Source organism: Paenibacillus sp. J22R160, from assembly GCF_059692135.1.
Genome location: NZ_JCAUAU010000030.1, coordinates 20263 through 37560 on the forward strand (window position 1 = coordinate 20263; position 17298 = coordinate 37560).

Annotated in this window: 17 protein-coding genes; all 17 read right to left on the bottom strand. The window is 44.7% G+C overall.

What is annotated here, in order from left to right; genetic code table 11:
- Positions 1-13 precede the first annotated feature (13 nt).
- The 17 genes from rpmC to rpoB all read right to left on the bottom strand — a co-directional run bounded on the left by rpmC (position 14) and on the right by rpoB (position 17111).
- A complete protein-coding gene (rpmC, locus tag AC58UW_RS31290) occupies positions 14-211 on the bottom strand; it encodes a 50S ribosomal protein L29 (RefSeq protein ID WP_028557487.1) in 198 nt (65 codons plus the stop codon).
- Positions 201-635 (bottom strand): 50S ribosomal protein L16, encoded by a 435-nt coding sequence (rplP, locus tag AC58UW_RS31295; protein ID WP_157326751.1) that lies wholly within the window; start codon positions 633-635, stop codon positions 201-203. The genes rpmC and rplP overlap by 11 nt, the downstream gene beginning before the upstream one ends.
- Before the next feature lie 3 nt (positions 636-638).
- Positions 639-1301: a 30S ribosomal protein S3 gene (gene rpsC, locus AC58UW_RS31300; RefSeq protein WP_167067701.1), complete on the bottom strand. Its 663-nt coding sequence runs from the start codon at positions 1299-1301 to the stop codon at positions 639-641.
- Between the two features lie 13 nt (positions 1302-1314).
- On the bottom strand, positions 1315-1647 hold the full coding sequence (gene rplV, locus AC58UW_RS31305) for a 50S ribosomal protein L22 (RefSeq protein WP_145669494.1): 333 nt from the start codon (positions 1645-1647) through the stop codon (positions 1315-1317).
- A 31-nt stretch (positions 1648-1678) separates the two neighbouring features.
- Entirely contained in the window at positions 1679-1957 is a 279-nt protein-coding gene (gene rpsS, locus AC58UW_RS31310) for a 30S ribosomal protein S19 (protein ID WP_029196461.1), read from the bottom strand.
- Positions 1958-2005: 48 nt separating this feature from the next.
- Entirely contained in the window at positions 2006-2836 is an 831-nt protein-coding gene (gene rplB / locus AC58UW_RS31315; protein ID WP_315955991.1) for a 50S ribosomal protein L2, read from the bottom strand.
- A 30-nt stretch (positions 2837-2866) separates the two neighbouring features.
- Positions 2867-3157, bottom strand: coding sequence for a 50S ribosomal protein L23 (rplW, locus tag AC58UW_RS31320; RefSeq protein ID WP_127457540.1), 291 nt, complete (start codon positions 3155-3157; stop codon positions 2867-2869).
- Entirely contained in the window at positions 3154-3780 is a 627-nt protein-coding gene (rplD, locus tag AC58UW_RS31325) for a 50S ribosomal protein L4 (RefSeq protein ID WP_497424436.1), read from the bottom strand. The genes rplW and rplD overlap by 4 nt, the downstream gene beginning before the upstream one ends.
- Positions 3781-3796: 16 nt before the next feature.
- Positions 3797-4420: a 50S ribosomal protein L3 gene (gene rplC, locus AC58UW_RS31330; protein ID WP_029196463.1), complete on the bottom strand. Its 624-nt coding sequence runs from the start codon at positions 4418-4420 to the stop codon at positions 3797-3799.
- A gap of 46 nt (positions 4421-4466) precedes the next feature.
- Positions 4467-4775: a 30S ribosomal protein S10 gene (rpsJ, locus tag AC58UW_RS31335; RefSeq protein ID WP_028557496.1), complete on the bottom strand. Its 309-nt coding sequence runs from the start codon at positions 4773-4775 to the stop codon at positions 4467-4469.
- Between the two features lie 239 nt (positions 4776-5014).
- Complete coding sequence (tuf, locus tag AC58UW_RS31340; RefSeq protein ID WP_145669490.1) at positions 5015-6205, bottom strand: elongation factor Tu; 1191 nt, start codon at positions 6203-6205, stop codon at positions 5015-5017.
- A gap of 39 nt (positions 6206-6244) precedes the next feature.
- Positions 6245-8320 (bottom strand): elongation factor G, encoded by a 2076-nt coding sequence (gene fusA / locus AC58UW_RS31345; protein WP_497424437.1) that lies wholly within the window; start codon positions 8318-8320, stop codon positions 6245-6247.
- 39 nt (positions 8321-8359) lie between these two features.
- Positions 8360-8830 carry a 30S ribosomal protein S7 gene (gene rpsG / locus AC58UW_RS31350; RefSeq protein WP_127457544.1) on the bottom strand — a complete coding sequence of 157 codons (471 nt, stop codon included), beginning with the start codon at positions 8828-8830 and terminating at the stop codon, positions 8360-8362.
- A gap of 44 nt (positions 8831-8874) precedes the next feature.
- Positions 8875-9294 carry a 30S ribosomal protein S12 gene (rpsL, locus tag AC58UW_RS31355; RefSeq protein ID WP_028557500.1) on the bottom strand — a complete coding sequence of 140 codons (420 nt, stop codon included), beginning with the start codon at positions 9292-9294 and terminating at the stop codon, positions 8875-8877.
- A 161-nt stretch (positions 9295-9455) separates the two neighbouring features.
- Positions 9456-9707 (bottom strand): ribosomal L7Ae/L30e/S12e/Gadd45 family protein, encoded by a 252-nt coding sequence (locus AC58UW_RS31360; RefSeq protein ID WP_145669483.1) that lies wholly within the window; start codon positions 9705-9707, stop codon positions 9456-9458.
- Between the two features lie 174 nt (positions 9708-9881).
- Positions 9882-13502, bottom strand: a complete 3621-nt coding sequence (rpoC, locus tag AC58UW_RS31365) for a DNA-directed RNA polymerase subunit beta' (protein ID WP_497424438.1) — start codon at positions 13500-13502, stop codon at positions 9882-9884.
- Between the two features lie 69 nt (positions 13503-13571).
- Positions 13572-17111: a DNA-directed RNA polymerase subunit beta gene (rpoB, locus tag AC58UW_RS31370; protein WP_497424439.1), complete on the bottom strand. Its 3540-nt coding sequence runs from the start codon at positions 17109-17111 to the stop codon at positions 13572-13574.
- Positions 17112-17298 lie beyond the last annotated feature (187 nt).

Below are 17298 nucleotides of genomic sequence, written 5' to 3' on the forward strand. Positions count from 1 at the left end.
CTTCTAGATTTGGTTACCCAATACCCAATTCTCTTTCACGCAAAATAGTCTTGGCACGAGCGATCTCTTTACGCAAATCACGAATTTGAGTCGGATTGTCCAATTGACCAGTAGCTAGTTGAAAACGGAGGTTAAAGAGTTCTTCTTTAAAACCATTAACTTTTTGCTCGATTTCAGCAGTGGTTAAGTTCCGGAATTCACTACCCTTCATTTGCTTCACCGCCTACTTCTTCTCTTTTCACGAACTTCGTTTTGATTGGAAGCTTGTGAGCAGCAAGACGCATCGCTTCGCGAGCGACCTCTTCACTAACACCAGCAAGTTCAAACAAAATTTTGCCCGGTTTTACTACGGAAACCCATTTCTCCACGTTACCTTTACCGCTACCCATACGAACTTCAAGCGGTTTTTGTGTAACTGGTTTAGCTGGGAAAATTTTAATCCAAACTTTACCGCCACGTTTGATATAACGTGTCATGGCAATACGAGCTGCTTCGATTTGACGGTTGGTTACCCAAGCCGGTTCAACTGCTTGCAGACCATATTCGCCAAAAGCTACTTCCGTTCCGCCTTTAGCGCGACCTTTCATGCTACCGCGGTGTTCTTTACGGTGTTTTACACGTTTAGGTACTAACATGATTTAATTTCCTCCTTCCGGCTGAGCCTTTTTCTTAGCTGTCGGAAGCACTTCTCCACGATAGATCCATACTTTTACACCAATACGTCCGTAAGTAGTGTGCGCTTCTGCAGTACCGTAGTCGATATCAGCACGAAGCGTATGAAGTGGAACAGTTCCTTCGCTATATCCTTCCGTACGAGCGATCTCAGCGCCGCCAAGACGTCCGCTAGTTGCTACTTTGATACCTTTTGCTCCGGATCTCATTGTTCTTTGCATAGCTTGTTTCATTGCACGACGGAAAGAAACACGACGCTCTAATTGAAGTGCAACTGCTTCAGCTACTAGGATAGCATCAAGGTCAGGGCTTTTGATTTCAGAAATGTTGATGTGAACTTTTTTATTGGACAAGCCAGCGATGTAGTTGCGAATAACTTCTACTTCAGCTCCGCCTTTACCAATAACCATTCCTGGTTTTGCAGTATGAATCGTTACGTTCACACGGTTAGCCGCGCGCTCGATGTCGATATGGGAAACTGCAGAATCTTTAAGTTTATTTTTTAAGTATTCGCGGATTTTGACGTCTTCAAGCAACAGAGTTCCGAAATCTTTCTCTGCAAACCATTTGGACTCCCAATCACGAATAATACCAATTCTTAGGCCTACCGGGTTGACTTTCTGACCCACACGTTATCCCTCCTTATTTCTCAGATACCACGATTGTAATGTGGCTGGTACGTTTTTTGATCGCGCTAGCGCGGCCCATTGCACGTTGTTGGAACCTTTTCATTGTTGGTCCTTGGTTAACAAACGTCTCAGAAACCACTAGGTTATTAGGATCTAATGAGTAGTTATGCTCTGCATTGGCAATTGCGGAGTTTAGAAGTTTCTCCAGAATTGGAGAAGCTGCTTTAGGCGTATGACGCAGAATCGCGATCGCTTCACCTACCGCTTTTCCCCGAATCAAGTCAACAACTAGCTTTGCTTTACGAGGAGCAATCCGAGCGTGGTTCAATATTGCTTTAGCTTGCATGGTAGTACCTCCTCTCGGTTAAAAATTGAAATTAACGTTTACCGGTTTTCTTATCGTCATCGTGACCTTTGTAAGTACGTGTTGGAGCAAATTCACCAAGCTTATGTCCAACCATATCTTCTGTTACGTATACAGGCACGTGTTTTCTTCCATCGTACACTCCGAAAGTGTGACCAACGAATTGCGGGTAAATCGTAGAACGACGGGACCACGTTTTGATAACCAGTTTTTTGCTGGATGTGTTCAAGTCTTCTACTTTTTTCAGTAAGTATCCATCAATAAATGGACCTTTCTTTAAGCTGCGACCCATGGGTGTTCCTCCCTTCCTTGAACCTCAAGAAAATTCATATATCCTAGATTACTTCGTACGACGACGTACAATGTATTTATCGGATGCTTTACCTTTTTTACGAGTTTTGAAACCAAGCGTCGGTTTACCCCATGGAGACATAGGTGATTTACGTCCGATTGGTGCGCGTCCTTCACCACCACCGTGTGGGTGATCATTCGGGTTCATTACAACCCCACGAACTTGAGGACGATTGCCTTTCCAACGATTACGTCCTGCTTTACCGATTTTCACGAGTTCGTGATCTTCGTTACCAACAGAACCTACAGTTGCGCGGCAAACTTTTAGAACTTTACGAACTTCACCAGAGGATAGGCGAATTGTTACATAAGTTTCTTCTTTACCAAGAAGTTGAGCTTCCGTACCAGCAGCGCGCACTAGTTGTGCACCTTTACCAGGTTTCAACTCAATGTTGTGGATAACTGTACCTACTGGAATGTTTTCCAAAGGAAGTGCGTTACCTATTTTGATATCGGATTGTGGTCCAGATACGATGCGATCGTCCACTTTAAGACCTTTAGGAGCGATGATGTATCTTTTCTCACCATCAGCATAATGAATCAATGCGATGTTTGCGGAACGGTTAGGATCGTACTCAATTGTAGCAACGCGTCCTGGTATTCCATCTTTAGTGCGTTTGAAATCGATAATACGGTATTTACGTTTGTGTCCGCCGCCATGGTGACGAACTGTAATTTTACCTTGGTTATTACGACCAGCATGCTTGAACAAAGGAGCAAGCAAAGATTTCTCCGGTGTTGATGTTGTGATTTCTTCAAAAGTAGAAACCGACATCGCACGACGAGCTGGTGAGGTTGGTTTATATTTTTTAATTGGCACTCTGATTTCCTCCTTACTTTAAGAAATGGTTTATACCGATTCAAAGAATTCCAATTCTTTGCTTTCTGCGCTTAGGGACACGATAGCTTTCTTCCAGATGGAAGTGTAACCAGAGTGACGACCATAACGTTTTGGCTTAGCTGGCATTCTGAGTGTGTTTACATTTGTAACTTTCACTTTGAAGATTGCTTCGATGGCTTGTTTAATTTCTGTTTTGTTAGCGCGAAGATCCACTTCAAAAACATACTTTTTGTTAGCCATTAGGTCGCTTGTACGCTCAGTGATGATCGGGCGCTTGATAATGTCGCGTGGATTTTTCATTGTGCAAGCACCTCCTCAACTTTCTGTACAGCTTCTTGCGTAATGATCATTTTGTCATATAACATGACATCGCGAACATTTACGCCATCAGCAGCAACGAATTTCACACCTGGGATGTTACGAGCAGACAAAGCAACGTTGGAGTCGTTATCTACGCCTACAACCAATACTTTGCGATCAACTTTCAGGTTGTTCAAGATTGCTACGAATTCTTTCGTTTTAGGAGCATTCAATTGAAGTTGATCCAATACGATCAAGTTGTTATCAAGAACTTTCGAGGACAAAGCGGATTTAATCGCTAAACGACGAACTTTTCTTGGCAATTTGAAACCATAGCTACGAGGAGTTGGTCCGAATACGGTACCGCCGCCTTTCCACTGTGGAGCACGAATACTACCTTGACGAGCACGGCCTGTTCCTTTTTGTTTCCAAGGTTTACGACCACCGCCGCGAACTTCCGAACGACCTTTAGTTTTGTGAGTTCCTTGACGTACAGCTGCTTGTTGTAAAAGAACAGCTTCATGAATCGCATGAACGTGAGGCTCAATTCCGAAAACAACGTCAGACAGTTCAACTTCTCCTACCTGAGCACCTGTTACATTATATAAAGCTACTTTTGGCATCTGTCTTCCTCCTTTCTTACTTTTTAACAGCAGACTTCACGCTAACGTAGCTGTTTTTCGGGCCCGGAATGGAACCTTTTACAAGCAATACATTACGCTCAGCATCTACTTTGATGATTTGAAGATTCTGTAAAGTTACAGTCTCGTTACCCATGTGTCCTGGCAACTTTTTACCTTTTGGAACGCGGTTCGCTTGAATGGAACCCATCGAACCTGGTCCGCGGTGATAACGGGAGCCGTGAGCCATAGGGCCTGTTGACTGGTTATGTCTTTTGATATTACCTTGGAAACCTTTACCTTTGGAAGTACCCGTTACATCAACGAATTCGCCCTCTGTAAACAGATCTGCTTTCAGTTCTTGACCAACTTCATAGTCACCCAACTGAATGCCACGAATTTCTTTAACGTAGCGCTTAGGTGTTGCCCCTGCTTTTTTCGCATGGCCAAGCTCTGGTTTAATGATACGGCTAGCTTTTACATCATCAAAACCGATTTGGATTGACTCATATCCGTCGTTATCCACATCTTTCTTTTGTAGAACCACACATGGTCCCGCTTGAATGACAGTTACCGGAACAACATTACCCTCCGGAGTAAACAACTGAGTCATCCCTAGTTTTTTTCCTAAGATACCTTTCATCGTTGACACCTCATTTCCTTCCTAAACGTTCAATTCTATAGTAGTTTTACAGTTTGATCTCGATGTCAACGCCAGACGGTAAGTCTAGACGCATCAGAGCATCAACTGTTTGTGGTGTTGGATTCACAATATCGATTAGACGCTTATGCGTACGCATTTCGAATTGCTCACGCGAATCCTTGTACTTGTGCACCGCACGAAGAATCGTGATGATTTGCTTCTCTGTCGGAAGCGGAATCGGACCGGATACACCTGCACCGGAACGCTTGGCAGTTTCCACGATTTTCTCAGCTGATTGATCAATGATTCTGTGATCATAAGCTTTCAAACGGATACGAATTTTTTGCTTTGCCATATAAGTCCCTCCTTCTATCGCCCAATTTAGTATCGGACATACTCCGTGAAAATTCTCCGACATCCATCCCCATGGCAAAGGGGCCAGGTGTGTCGGCAACCTTTCACATCATCGCAACGTCACAGACCAACGTTTAATATTATATAAAATTTAAAAACTAAATGCAAGCGAAATTTTAGGCATTCGCATAAAAAAACACCCACCGCCTAAACGATGAGTGTTTCTTCTATTTAAAGGGATTACTTTTGAATTGTAGCAACCGCGCCCGCACCAACAGTACGTCCGCCTTCACGAATCGCGAAGCGTGTTCCTTCTTCGATTGCGATTGGGTTGATAAGTTCAACTGTAACTGTGATGTTATCACCTGGCATAACCATTTCAGTACCTTCTGGAAGGTTGATGATACCTGTTACGTCAGTTGTACGGAAGTAGAACTGTGGACGGTAACCAGTGAAGAAAGGCTTATGACGGCCACCCTCTTCTTTAGTTAGTACGTAGATTTGAGCTGTGAAGTTCGTGTGTGGTTTAACAGAACCTGGTTTCGCAAGTACTTGTCCACGCTCGATATCTTTACGGTCAACACCACGAAGAAGGGCACCGATGTTGTCACCAGCTTGAGCGGAGTCAAGCAATTTGCGGAACATCTCTACGCCTGTTACTACGCATTTGCGAGTTTCTTCAGCGATACCAACGATTTCAACTTCTTCTTGAACTTTAACAGTTCCACGCTCAACACGACCTGTAGCAACTGTTCCACGACCAGTGATGGAGAATACATCCTCAACAGGCATAAGGAACGGTTTGTCAGTTTGACGCTCAGGAGTTGGGATATAAGTGTCGACTTGTTCAAACAACTCAACAATTTTATCAGCCCATGCGCCATCTGGGTTTTGAAGAGCTTCACGAGCAGCTCCGCGGATGATTGGAGTATCATCGCCTGGGAACTCGTATTCGTTAAGAAGGTCGCGAACTTCCATCTCAACCAATTCAAGCAACTCTTCGTCTTCAACCATATCACATTTGTTAAGGAATACTACGATGTAAGGTACGCCTACTTGACGGGAAAGAAGGATGTGCTCACGAGTTTGCGGCATAGGGCCGTCAGCTGCGGATACAACCAGGATCGCTCCGTCCATTTGAGCAGCACCAGTGATCATGTTTTTAACATAGTCAGCATGTCCTGGGCAGTCAACGTGTGCGTAGTGACGGTTAGGAGTTTCGTACTCAACGTGAGCTGTGGAGATTGTGATACCGCGCTCACGCTCTTCTGGTGCTTTATCGATTTGGTCGAATGCTACTGCAGCTCCACCGTATCTTTTGGACAATACAGTTGTGATAGCAGCTGTCAAAGTTGTTTTACCATGGTCAACGTGACCGATAGTACCGATGTTAACATGCGGTTTATTACGTTCAAATTTAGCCTTTGCCATTTCAAACGATTCCTCCTTAGAGTAACTATTAGTTTTATATTAAGCGCCTTTGCCTTTTGCAATAATTTCTTCTGCAATGGACTTAGGTACTTCTTCATAATGTGAAAGTTCCATGGAGTAAACACCACGGCCTTGTGTTCTCGAACGAAGTGTTGTGGAGTATCCAAACATTTCGGAAAGAGGTACCTTAGCACGGATGATTTGAGCGCCATGACGGTTATCCATACCTTCGATACGTCCACGACGGGAGTTAAGGTCACCCATAACATCGCCCATGTACTCTTCTGGCACAGTAACTTCAACCTTCATGATTGGTTCAAGAAGAACCGGCTTACATTTTTCCTTCGCAGCTTTAAGTGCCATGGAACCCGCAATTTTGAACGCCATTTCATTGGAGTCAACATCATGGTAAGATCCATCAACAACTGTAGCTTTGATATCCACAAGCGGGAATCCTGCGATTACACCGTTTTTCATGGACTCTTCGATACCAGCTTGAATAGGTGCGATATATTCTCTTGGAATAGATCCGCCCACTACTTTGCTTTCGAAAATGAAACCTGTGCCTGCTTCTTGAGGTTCGAACTCAACCCAACAATGTCCGTATTGACCACGACCACCGGATTGACGAACGAATTTACCTTCAACTTTAGCTGCAGCACGGAATGTTTCACGGTAAGCAACTTGTGGTTTACCTACATTGGTTTCTACTTTGAACTCACGAAGCATACGGTCAACGAGGATCTCAAGGTGAAGCTCACCCATACCTGCGATGATCGTTTGTCCTGTTTCTTCGTCTGTGGAAGCACGGAAAGTAGGATCTTCTTCAGCAAGCTTTTGCAATGCGATACCCATTTTGTCTTGATCGGCTTTCGTCTTCGGTTCAACAGCAAGCTGAATAACCGGTTCAGGGAAGACCATTTTCTCAAGGATAACTGGGTTTTTCTCATCACAAAGTGTATCACCAGTCGTTGTATCTTTCAATCCAACGGCCGCGGCGATGTCACCAGCGTATACAATGCTGATTTCTTGACGGCTGTTCGCATGCATTTGCAGGATACGACCAACGCGCTCACGCTTGCCTTTTGTCGCGTTAACAACATAGGAACCGGAGTTCAAGGTACCAGAGTAAACACGGAAGAACGTAAGACGACCAACGAAAGGATCTGTCATGATTTTGAATGCAAGCGCTGAGAACGGTTGATCATCAGCAGACTTACGAACCACTTCAGTACCATCGTCAAGTACACCTTTAATGTCAGGTACATCAAGTGGGGATGGCAGGTAGTTAATAACTGCGTCCAACATCAATTGAACACCTTTGTTTCTGTAAGAAGAACCTACGATAACTGGGAAGATTTTCACTTCGCAGACACCTTTACGTAGAGCTCCTTTGATCTCGTCGATAGTAAGTTCTTCACCTTCGAGATATTTCATTGTAAGCTCTTCATCAAGCTCAGCAACTTTCTCGATCAGTTCCAAACGAAGTTCAGCAACTTGATCTTTGAACTCAGCAGGAATCTCAACTTTCTCGATATCCTTGCCAAGATCGTCTTTGTACATATACGCCACTTCTTCAACCAAATCGATAATACCTTTGAACTCATTCTCAGCACCGATTGGAAGTTGAATAGCAACAGCATTTGCACCAAGTTTTTGACGCATGGATTCAACTACTTGCAGGAAGTCTGCACCGATGATATCCATTTTGTTTACGTAAGCAATACGGGGAACGTTGTATTTGTCAGCTTGTCTCCAAACTGTTTCGGATTGAGGCTCAACGCCCTCTTTCGCACTAAATACACCAACTGCTCCATCCAACACACGAAGGGAACGCTCTACCTCAACGGTAAAGTCAACGTGCCCCGGGGTATCAATGATATTGATGCGGTGACCTTCCCATTGCGCAGTTGTAGCGGCGGAAGTAATCGTGATTCCGCGCTCTTGCTCTTGCTCCATCCAGTCCATCGTAGCAGCACCTTCGTGCACCTCTCCGATTTTGTGAACTTTACCAGTGTAGTACAGAATGCGCTCTGTAGTAGTCGTTTTACCAGCATCGATATGAGCCATGATCCCGATATTACGTGTGTTTTTTAAGGAGAACTCTCTAGCCATAGGTCGTTATGTCTCCTTTCTATAATCTAATTTATTATTCTACCAACGATAGTGAGCGAACGCTTTGTTAGCTTCAGCCATCTTGTGTGTATCTTCACGTTTCTTAACGGAAGAACCTGTGCTATTGCTAGCATCAATAATTTCATAAGCCAATCTTTCTTCCATCGTCTTCTCACCGCGAAGACGGGAATAGTTGACCAACCAACGCAAACCAAGTGTCGTACGACGCTCTGGTTTAACTTCGATTGGCACTTGATAGTTCGCTCCACCTACACGGCGAGCTTTAACTTCAAGAACTGGCATAATGTTTTTAATAGCAGCTTCGAACACTTCCATTGGCTCTTTACCTGTACGATCTTTCACGAGGTTAAAAGCGTTATATAAAATGGACTGTGCTACCCCTCTTTTTCCGTCGATCATAATACGATTGATTAGACGAGTAACTAGTTTGCTATTATAAATCGGATCTGGCAATACATCTCTGCGAGTAACTGGACCTTTACGAGGCATAGTTATCCCCCTTTCTTATAAGAATCATCCCTGATTATTATTTCTTATTTTTTAACTTTTGGACGTTTAGTACCGTATTTGGAACGGGATTGCTTACGGTTGTTAACACCGGAAGTATCCAGCGCGCCACGCACGATGTGATAACGTACCCCTGGAAGATCTTTAATTCTACCTCCACGGATCAATACAACACTGTGCTCTTGCAGGTTGTGACCGATACCTGGAATGTATGCTGTCACCTCTACACGGTTCGTTAAACGAACACGAGCATATTTACGAAGTGCGGAGTTAGGCTTCTTAGGAGTCATAGTACCTACACGCGTGCAGACACCACGTTTTTGAGGTGCACTCAAATCCGTTGCTTCTCTTTTCAAAGCGTTAAAACCTTTTTGCAAAGCTGGTGATTTAGACTTATCCACCTTCGCTTGACGACCTTTACGTACTAGTTGGTTAATTGTTGGCATATCGCCACCTCCTCCCTACATTCATAACATGATAAACTTCTTGCAAGCCCACAGATCCAGGCGAGTCATAAATGAGCAAAGAGAAAGTCTTTGCCAAGGGCAGCAGCAAAAGTCACGAAAACTTATGTACGCCATCCCACTAACAAAAACGTCTTGAGCGTTTATTCATTTACAACAGCTGCTACCGCAGCTCCAACTTCAATTCCACATGCTTTACCTAGCATCTTCATAGAATCTACATAGGTTATTGGCACACCCTTTTGATTACAGAGAGCTACCAGCTTTATCGTCAATCGCGGATCTGCATCTTTAGAAACAAAAACTTCAACAGCCCTGTCTTGCTCGACCGTCTTAGTGACTTTCTTCGTCCCTACACTTATATTCTTCGCCTGTTTGACTTTATCATAAGACATTGGGCACCCCTCCAAAGAAAGGAAAGAATATCAACTTAGGCACACTACGATATATTAGCATTTCGGTGTTCCAGTGTCAAGGAAGAACTTCTTATCTTTCGACATAATCATAGATTCGCAACAAAAAACCAAGAGGGACAGCACATATGGCCATCCCCCTTAGATGAATAGTCGTTATTCAACGGCTACCGTTTCTTTTTCGAGATCCTCATCTTGCACGAGCACTTCGTTAGGGTCCGTAATACGGATGTTCCGGTAACGAGGCATACCCGTTCCTGCAGGAATGAGTTTACCGATAATAACGTTCTCTTTCAGACCAAGCAATTGGTCGACTTTACCTTTGATTGCTGCATCCGTCAAGACACGCGTTGTTTCTTGGAAGGACGCCGCAGACAAGAAGGAATCAGTCTCTAGAGACGCTTTGGTGATACCGAGCAAGATAGGTCTTGCAACGGCTGGTTCATTGCCGGCGAACAATGCTACTTTGTTAGCTGCTTCATATTCATGAATGTCTACGAAGGAACCTGGAAGCAGAGTTGTGTCTCCAGCATCAACGATACGGATTTTCCGCAACATTTGACGAACCATAACTTCAATATGCTTATCGTTAATTTCTACCCCTTGGTTACGGTAAACACGTTGAACCTCTTGCAGAATATAGTTCTGCACGCCGCGGATACCTTTGATGCGAAGCATTTCTTTCGGATCGATAGACCCGTCTGTCAGCTCATCTCCGGCCTCTACTTGTTGGTTCAGGGATACACGTACGCGGGAACCGTAAGGAACTGCATACACTTTAGATTCCGCTTCACCTTGGACTTCGATTTCACGACGATCTTTGGCTTCACGAATTTCTTTGACGACACCGTCGATCTCAGAAATGATCGCCTGACCTTTCGGATTCCGAGCTTCGAAAAGCTCTTGAATACGCGGCAAACCTTGCGTAATATCGTCTCCGGCAACACCACCGGTATGGAATGTACGCATCGTCAACTGTGTTCCTGGCTCACCGATGGATTGAGCAGCAATAATACCAACAGCCTCTCCAATCTCAACGAATTGACCAGTCGCCAAGTTACGACCATAACATTTCTTACATACGCCATGATCCGTGCGGCAACTTAGCACGGAACGGATTTGTAGTCTTTCGATGCCTGCTTCAATAATCGCGTCTGCAATTCCAGATTCGATGAGTTCATTGCGTTGAACAATGACTTCACCTGTTTTTGGATGACGAAGTGTTTCATAAGCATAACGTCCTTCAATACGGTCATAGAGATCTTCAATAACCTCTTTACCGTCTTGGATTTTGCTGACCATGAAACCTTTATCTGTTCCGCAATCGTCCTCACGAACGATAACATCTTGTGCTACGTCTACGAGACGACGAGTCAAGTAACCGGAGTCAGCTGTACGAAGCGCTGTATCGGCAAGACCTTTACGCGCACCGTGCGTGGAAATAAAGTACTCCAAGATTGTCAAGCCTTCACGGAAGTTCGATTTAATCGGCAACTCCATAATTTTACCGGATGGATTCGCCATCAAACCACGCATACCGCCAAGCTGTGTAATCTGAGATTTGTTACCCCGTGCTTTGGACTCAACCATCATAGAAATGGAGTTGTACTTATCAAGGGATTTCATGAGAATTTCTGTGATTTCATCCTTCGCTTTACTCCAGATCGCAATAACACGGTCATAACGCTCTTCATCCGTAATCAAACCACGGCGGTATTGGTTCGTAACAACGCGAACTTTCTCTTCGCACTCTTTGAGGATTCCTGCTTTTTCAGTCGGAACAACAACGTCAGAGACAGCTACGGTAATACCCGCTTTAGTGGAGTACGTGAATCCAAGCTCTTTAATTTTATCAAGGATCATCGACGTTTGAGTCGTGTGGTATTTACGGAAACACTCAGCAATGATAGAACCAAGGTATTCTTTACCTACCGCTTTATTCTCAGGACGTTCAAGCATGATAGCTCTTAGATCAGCACCTTTGTCAAAGACAAAGTGAGCATCCGGAATACCATTCAGCAAATTCGTTTTGGTAGGCTCATTGATGAATGGGAAATCACTTGGATAGATTTCGTTCATAATGATTTTACCGATTGTTGTAATCAACATTGCATTTTGTTGTTTCTCGGTAAAGCTAGTTTTGTTCAACGCTTTGGCCGGAATAGCAACCCGTGCATGCAAAGCCATTTTACCCGATTGGTAGGACGATACTGCTTCATGTACAGTTCTAATGATAGAACCTGCACCTTTAGCAAATTTGTTATCCGTTGTTAAGTAGAAACTTCCAAGAACCATATCCTGTGAAGGTGTAACAACCGGTTTACCGTCTTTCGGGTTCAAAATGTTACCTGACGCCAGCATCAACAAACGAGCTTCTGCTTGAGCTTCAGATGACAATGGTACGTGGACCGCCATTTGGTCACCGTCGAAGTCAGCGTTGTACGCTGTACATACGAGCGGATGCAACTTGATGGCACGACCTTCAACGAGAATCGGCTCGAACGCCTGAATCCCGAGTCTGTGCAACGTGGGGGCACGGTTCAGAAGAACCGGGTGCTCCTTAATTACTTCTTCAAGAACATCCCATACATCTGGACTTACGCGCTCGACTTTACGTTTCGCACTCTTAATGTTATGGGCCAAACCTTTATTCACAAGCTCTTTCATAACGAAAGGCTTGAACAGTTCAAGCGCCATTTCCTTCGGAAGACCACATTGGTACATCTTCAGGTTAGGACCGACTACGATAACGGAACGACCAGAGTAGTCAACACGTTTACCCAGCAAGTTTTGACGGAAACGCCCTTGTTTACCTTTCAGCATGTGGCTGAGGGATTTCAATGGACGGTTACCAGGACCTGTTACAGGACGGCCGCGGCGACCGTTGTCGATAAGAGCATCTACCGCTTCTTGCAGCATGCGCTTCTCATTTTGAACGATGATGTCCGGTGCCCCTAGGTCGAGCAATCTTTTGAGACGGTTGTTACGGTTGATAACTCGGCGATAGAGATCATTCAAGTCGGAAGTCGCGAAGCGTCCACCGTCAAGCTGTACCATCGGACGAAGCTCCGGCGGGATGACAGGAAGTACATCTAGGATCATCCAACCTGGAAGGTTCTTCGAGTTACGGAAAGCTTCCATAACTTCCAAACGCTTGATCGCACGATTACGACGTTGACCTTGCGCTGTTTTCAATTCTTCTTTGAGCGTATCAACTTCACGTTCGATATCGATATCGATCAGAAGCTTTTTAACAGCTTCAGCACCCATACCGGCTTGGAACGCATAGCCATACTTCTCGCGGTAGCTACGGTATTCTTTTTCGGAAAGCAGTTGCTTTTTCTCCAAAGGTGTATCCCCTGGATCCGTTACAACATAGGAAGCGAAGTAGATGATCTCCTCCAATGATCTTGGGGACATATCTAATGCAAGGCCCATGCGGCTTGGGATGCCTTTAAAGTACCAGATATGGGATACAGGAGCAGCAAGCTCAATGTGACCCATACGCTCACGACGTACTTTTTGGCGAGTTACTTCAACCCCACAGCGGTCACAAACGACGCCCTTGTAACGGACGCGTTTGTATTTACCGCAATGACATTCCCAATCTTTGGTTGGCCCGAAGATCTTTTCGCAGAAAAGACCTTCTTTCTCAGGCTTTAAAGTTCTGTAGTTAATGGTTTCCGGCTTCTTTACTTCCCCACGGGACCAAGAGCGAATTTTATCGGGTGATGCCAAACCGATTTTCATAAACTCGAAGTTGTTAACGTCCATCAAGGAGCAACCCTCCTTTAAGAATTTAAACCCACTATGCAGTGAATCGATCTCGATCTATTGTGGCGTTCTTTATTCGTTGACTCCTAATTCAGAGCCCTCTAAATTTAGGTTTAATTTATCGCTAGTGACTTCGTCGTCATCATCGGCTTCTCGCATTTCGATCTCTTCTTCGTCGCCAGAAAGGATCTTGACATCCATACCTAAGCTTTGAAGCTCTTTGATCAAAACTTTGAATGACTCCGGAACACCCGGTTCTGGAACATTCTCACCTTTAACGATGGACTCGTATGTTTTCACACGTCCTACGACGTCATCGGACTTCACAGTAAGGATTTCTTGCAGTGTATAGGCAGCACCGTAAGCCTCAAGCGCCCAAACCTCCATCTCCCCGAAACGTTGTCCACCAAACTGTGCTTTACCACCCAGCGGCTGCTGAGTAACAAGGGAGTAAGGTCCTGTGGAACGGGCATGGATTTTGTCATCAACCATGTGTGCCAATTTGATCATGTACATGACGCCAACCGTAACTTCGCGTTCGAACGATTCACCTGTACGACCATCGTACAGAATCGTTTTACCGCTACGCTGCATGCCGGCTTCTTCCATGGCATCAAATACGTCATACTCACGCGCTCCATCGAATACAGGCGTAGCTGCGTGGATACCAAGGTACTTGGAAGCCATACCTAAGTGAACTTCAAGCACTTGACCGATGTTCATCCGTGAAGGAACCCCTAGTGGATTCAGTACAACTTCGACAGGCGTACCATCCGGAAGGAAAGGCATATCTTCTTCAGGGAGAATGCGTGCTACTACCCCTTTGTTACCATGACGTCCCGCCATTTTGTCGCCTTCGGAAATTTTCCGCTTTTGCGCAATATAGACACGTACGAGTTGGTTCACACCTGGAGGCAGCTCATCGCCGTTCTCACGAGTAAAGACTTTAACATCAACAACAATACCATCTGTACCATGCGGTACGCGAAGGGATGTATCACGAACTTCACGAGCTTTCTCTCCGAAGATCGCATGCAGCAATCTTTCTTCCGCAGTAAGTTCAGTCACACCTTTTGGCGTTACTTTACCAACAAGGATATCGCCTGCGCCGATCTCGGCACCGACACGGATGATTCCGCGCTCGTCAAGATTTTTCAATGCGTCTTCCCCAACGTTCGGGATATCGCGTGTAATTTCTTCAGGTCCAAGCTTCGTGTCACGTGCTTCTGACTCATATTCCTCGATGTGAATGGATGTGTAGACATCTTCTTTCACAAGCTTCTGGCTTAACAAGATCGCATCCTCGTAGTTGTACCCTTCCCAAGTCATGAAGGCTACGACAACGTTACGACCCAGAGCCAATTCGCCTTGCTCCGTCGATGGTCCATCAGCAAGAATATCTCCAGCTTTAATCACTTGGCCCTTTTTCACGATAGGGCGTTGATTAATGCACGTACCTTGGTTGGAACGCATAAATTTGTGAAGCTTATATTTGACGATATTACCGCTGACCAATTTGCCGTCTACCATTTCTTGGCGGCGCAGCCAAATTTCATTCGCAGCAGCTTTCTCAATAATTCCATCAAATTTGGAGACAATACATACTCCCGAGTCCTTAGCAACCTTGTGCTCCATACCTGTACCTACAAGAGGTGCTTTGGGAATCAAAAGAGGTACCGCTTGACGCTGCATGTTGGATCCCATCAACGCGCGGTTGGAGTCATCGTTTTCAAGGAACGGAATTAACGCAGTCGCAACGGAAACAACTTGCTTCGGAGAAACGTCCATATAGTCGACACGTTCAACCGGCAGCGTTAAGTTATCATCTTTGTAACGTACGATAATCGCTGAATCAACAAATTTGCTGTCTTCCGTCAATTCGGCGTTTGCTTGCGCGATAACATAATTATCTTCTTCATCCGCAGTCAGGTAAGCGATTTGGTCAGTAATCGTTCCCGTCTTCGGATCTACCCAACGGTAAGGAGCTTCAATGAAGCCATACTCATTAATACGGGCAAAAGTAGACAGGGAGTTAATCAAACCAATGTTCGGTCCCTCTGGGGTCTCAATTGGACACATACGGCCATAGTGAGAGTGATGCACGTCACGAACTTCCATCCCCGCGCGCTCTCTCGTCAAACCGCCGGGTCCGAGTGCAGATAGACGTCTTTTGTGCGTCAATTCAGCAAGCGGGTTCGTTTGGTCCATAAACTGAGAAAGCTGGGAACTACCGAAGAACTCTTTGATCGACGCAATAACTGGTCGAATGTTGATCAAAGCTTGAGGCGTGATGACATTCGCGTCTTGAATGGACATACGTTCACGAACAACACGTTCCATACGTGATAAACCGATACGGAATTGGTTTTGCAGCAATTCACCAACAGAACGAAGTCTACGGTTACCTAAGTGGTCAATATCATCCGTATTCCCGATGCCATGCAGCAAGTTGATGAAATAGTTAATGGATGAAATGATATCGGCAGGCGTGATGTTTTTAACTTGTTTGTCGATAACCCCGTTAGAGATTACTTTAACAACCTTGCCTTCTTCTGTTGGAGAGTAAACATTAATGCACTGAACAGGAATTGTATCCGCGCCAGTTACACCTTTTGGAATGGTAAACTCTTTGTAGCCTGCTCCTTTTTCGATAAAAGGAAGGATTTCGTCTAACACACGACGATCCAGCAATTGTCCTGCTTCGGCGATGATTTCTCCCGTTTCGGAATCTACCAAAGTTTCAGCTAGACGCTGATTGAACAATCTATTTTTAATGTGTAATTTCTTGTTGATTTTGTAACGACCTACGTTAGCCAAATCATAACGCTTCGGATCAAAGAAACGAGCAACGATCAAGCTTCTTGCATTATCAAGTGTAGGTGGCTCACCCGGACGAAGACGCTCATAGATTTCGATTAACGCTTTTTCCGTAGAATCCGTGTTATCTTTATCGAGCGTATTGCGGATATATTCATTATCACCGAGCAAATCCAAAATCTCTGCATCCGTGCCAAATCCTAAAGAACGAAGCAATACCGTAACTGGAATTTTGCGTGTGCGATCGATACGAACATAGATAATATCCTTCGCATCCGTTTCAAGTTCCAACCAAGCCCCACGGTTCGGAATGACCGTTGCCGTGTAAGTTTTTTTGCCGTTTTTATCCACTTTCGTGCTATAATAAACACTGGGGGAACGAACGAGCTGGGAGACGATTACACGCTCCGCACCGTTAATAATGAACGTTCCCGTATCGGTCATAATAGGGAAATCCCCCATGAACACTTCTTGTTCCTTGACCTCTCCGGTTTCCTTATTAATCAAACGGACTTTGACTCTTAACGGCGCCGCATAGGTTACGTCGCGTTCTTTGGATTCATCAACCGAATACTTAGGATCGCCTAAGCTATAGTCAATAAATTCCAGTACTAGGTTACCTGTGAAATCTTGAATCGGAGAGATATCCTGAAACATCTCACGTAATCCCTCTTCCAAAAACCACTCATACGATTTTTGCTGGATTTCAATCAGGTTTGGAATGCCCAGCACCTCATTAATTCGTGCATAAGTCCTGCGTTTACGTCGTCCAAATTGAACAAGATGTCCCGCCAACTTTCATTCACCCCTCAACTCTACTCAATAAATAAAAAGAAGAAGAAAAACTTCGACCGACGTACACTCAGGACGCCTCCGTTATTGGAGCCCGTCCGAATTAAGCGACTGTATGGATGAAGATTTTTCCCTGTAATCAATAAGACTTTCCAAATATTTCTTTCCATCCTGTTAGAGTTTCCTAAAA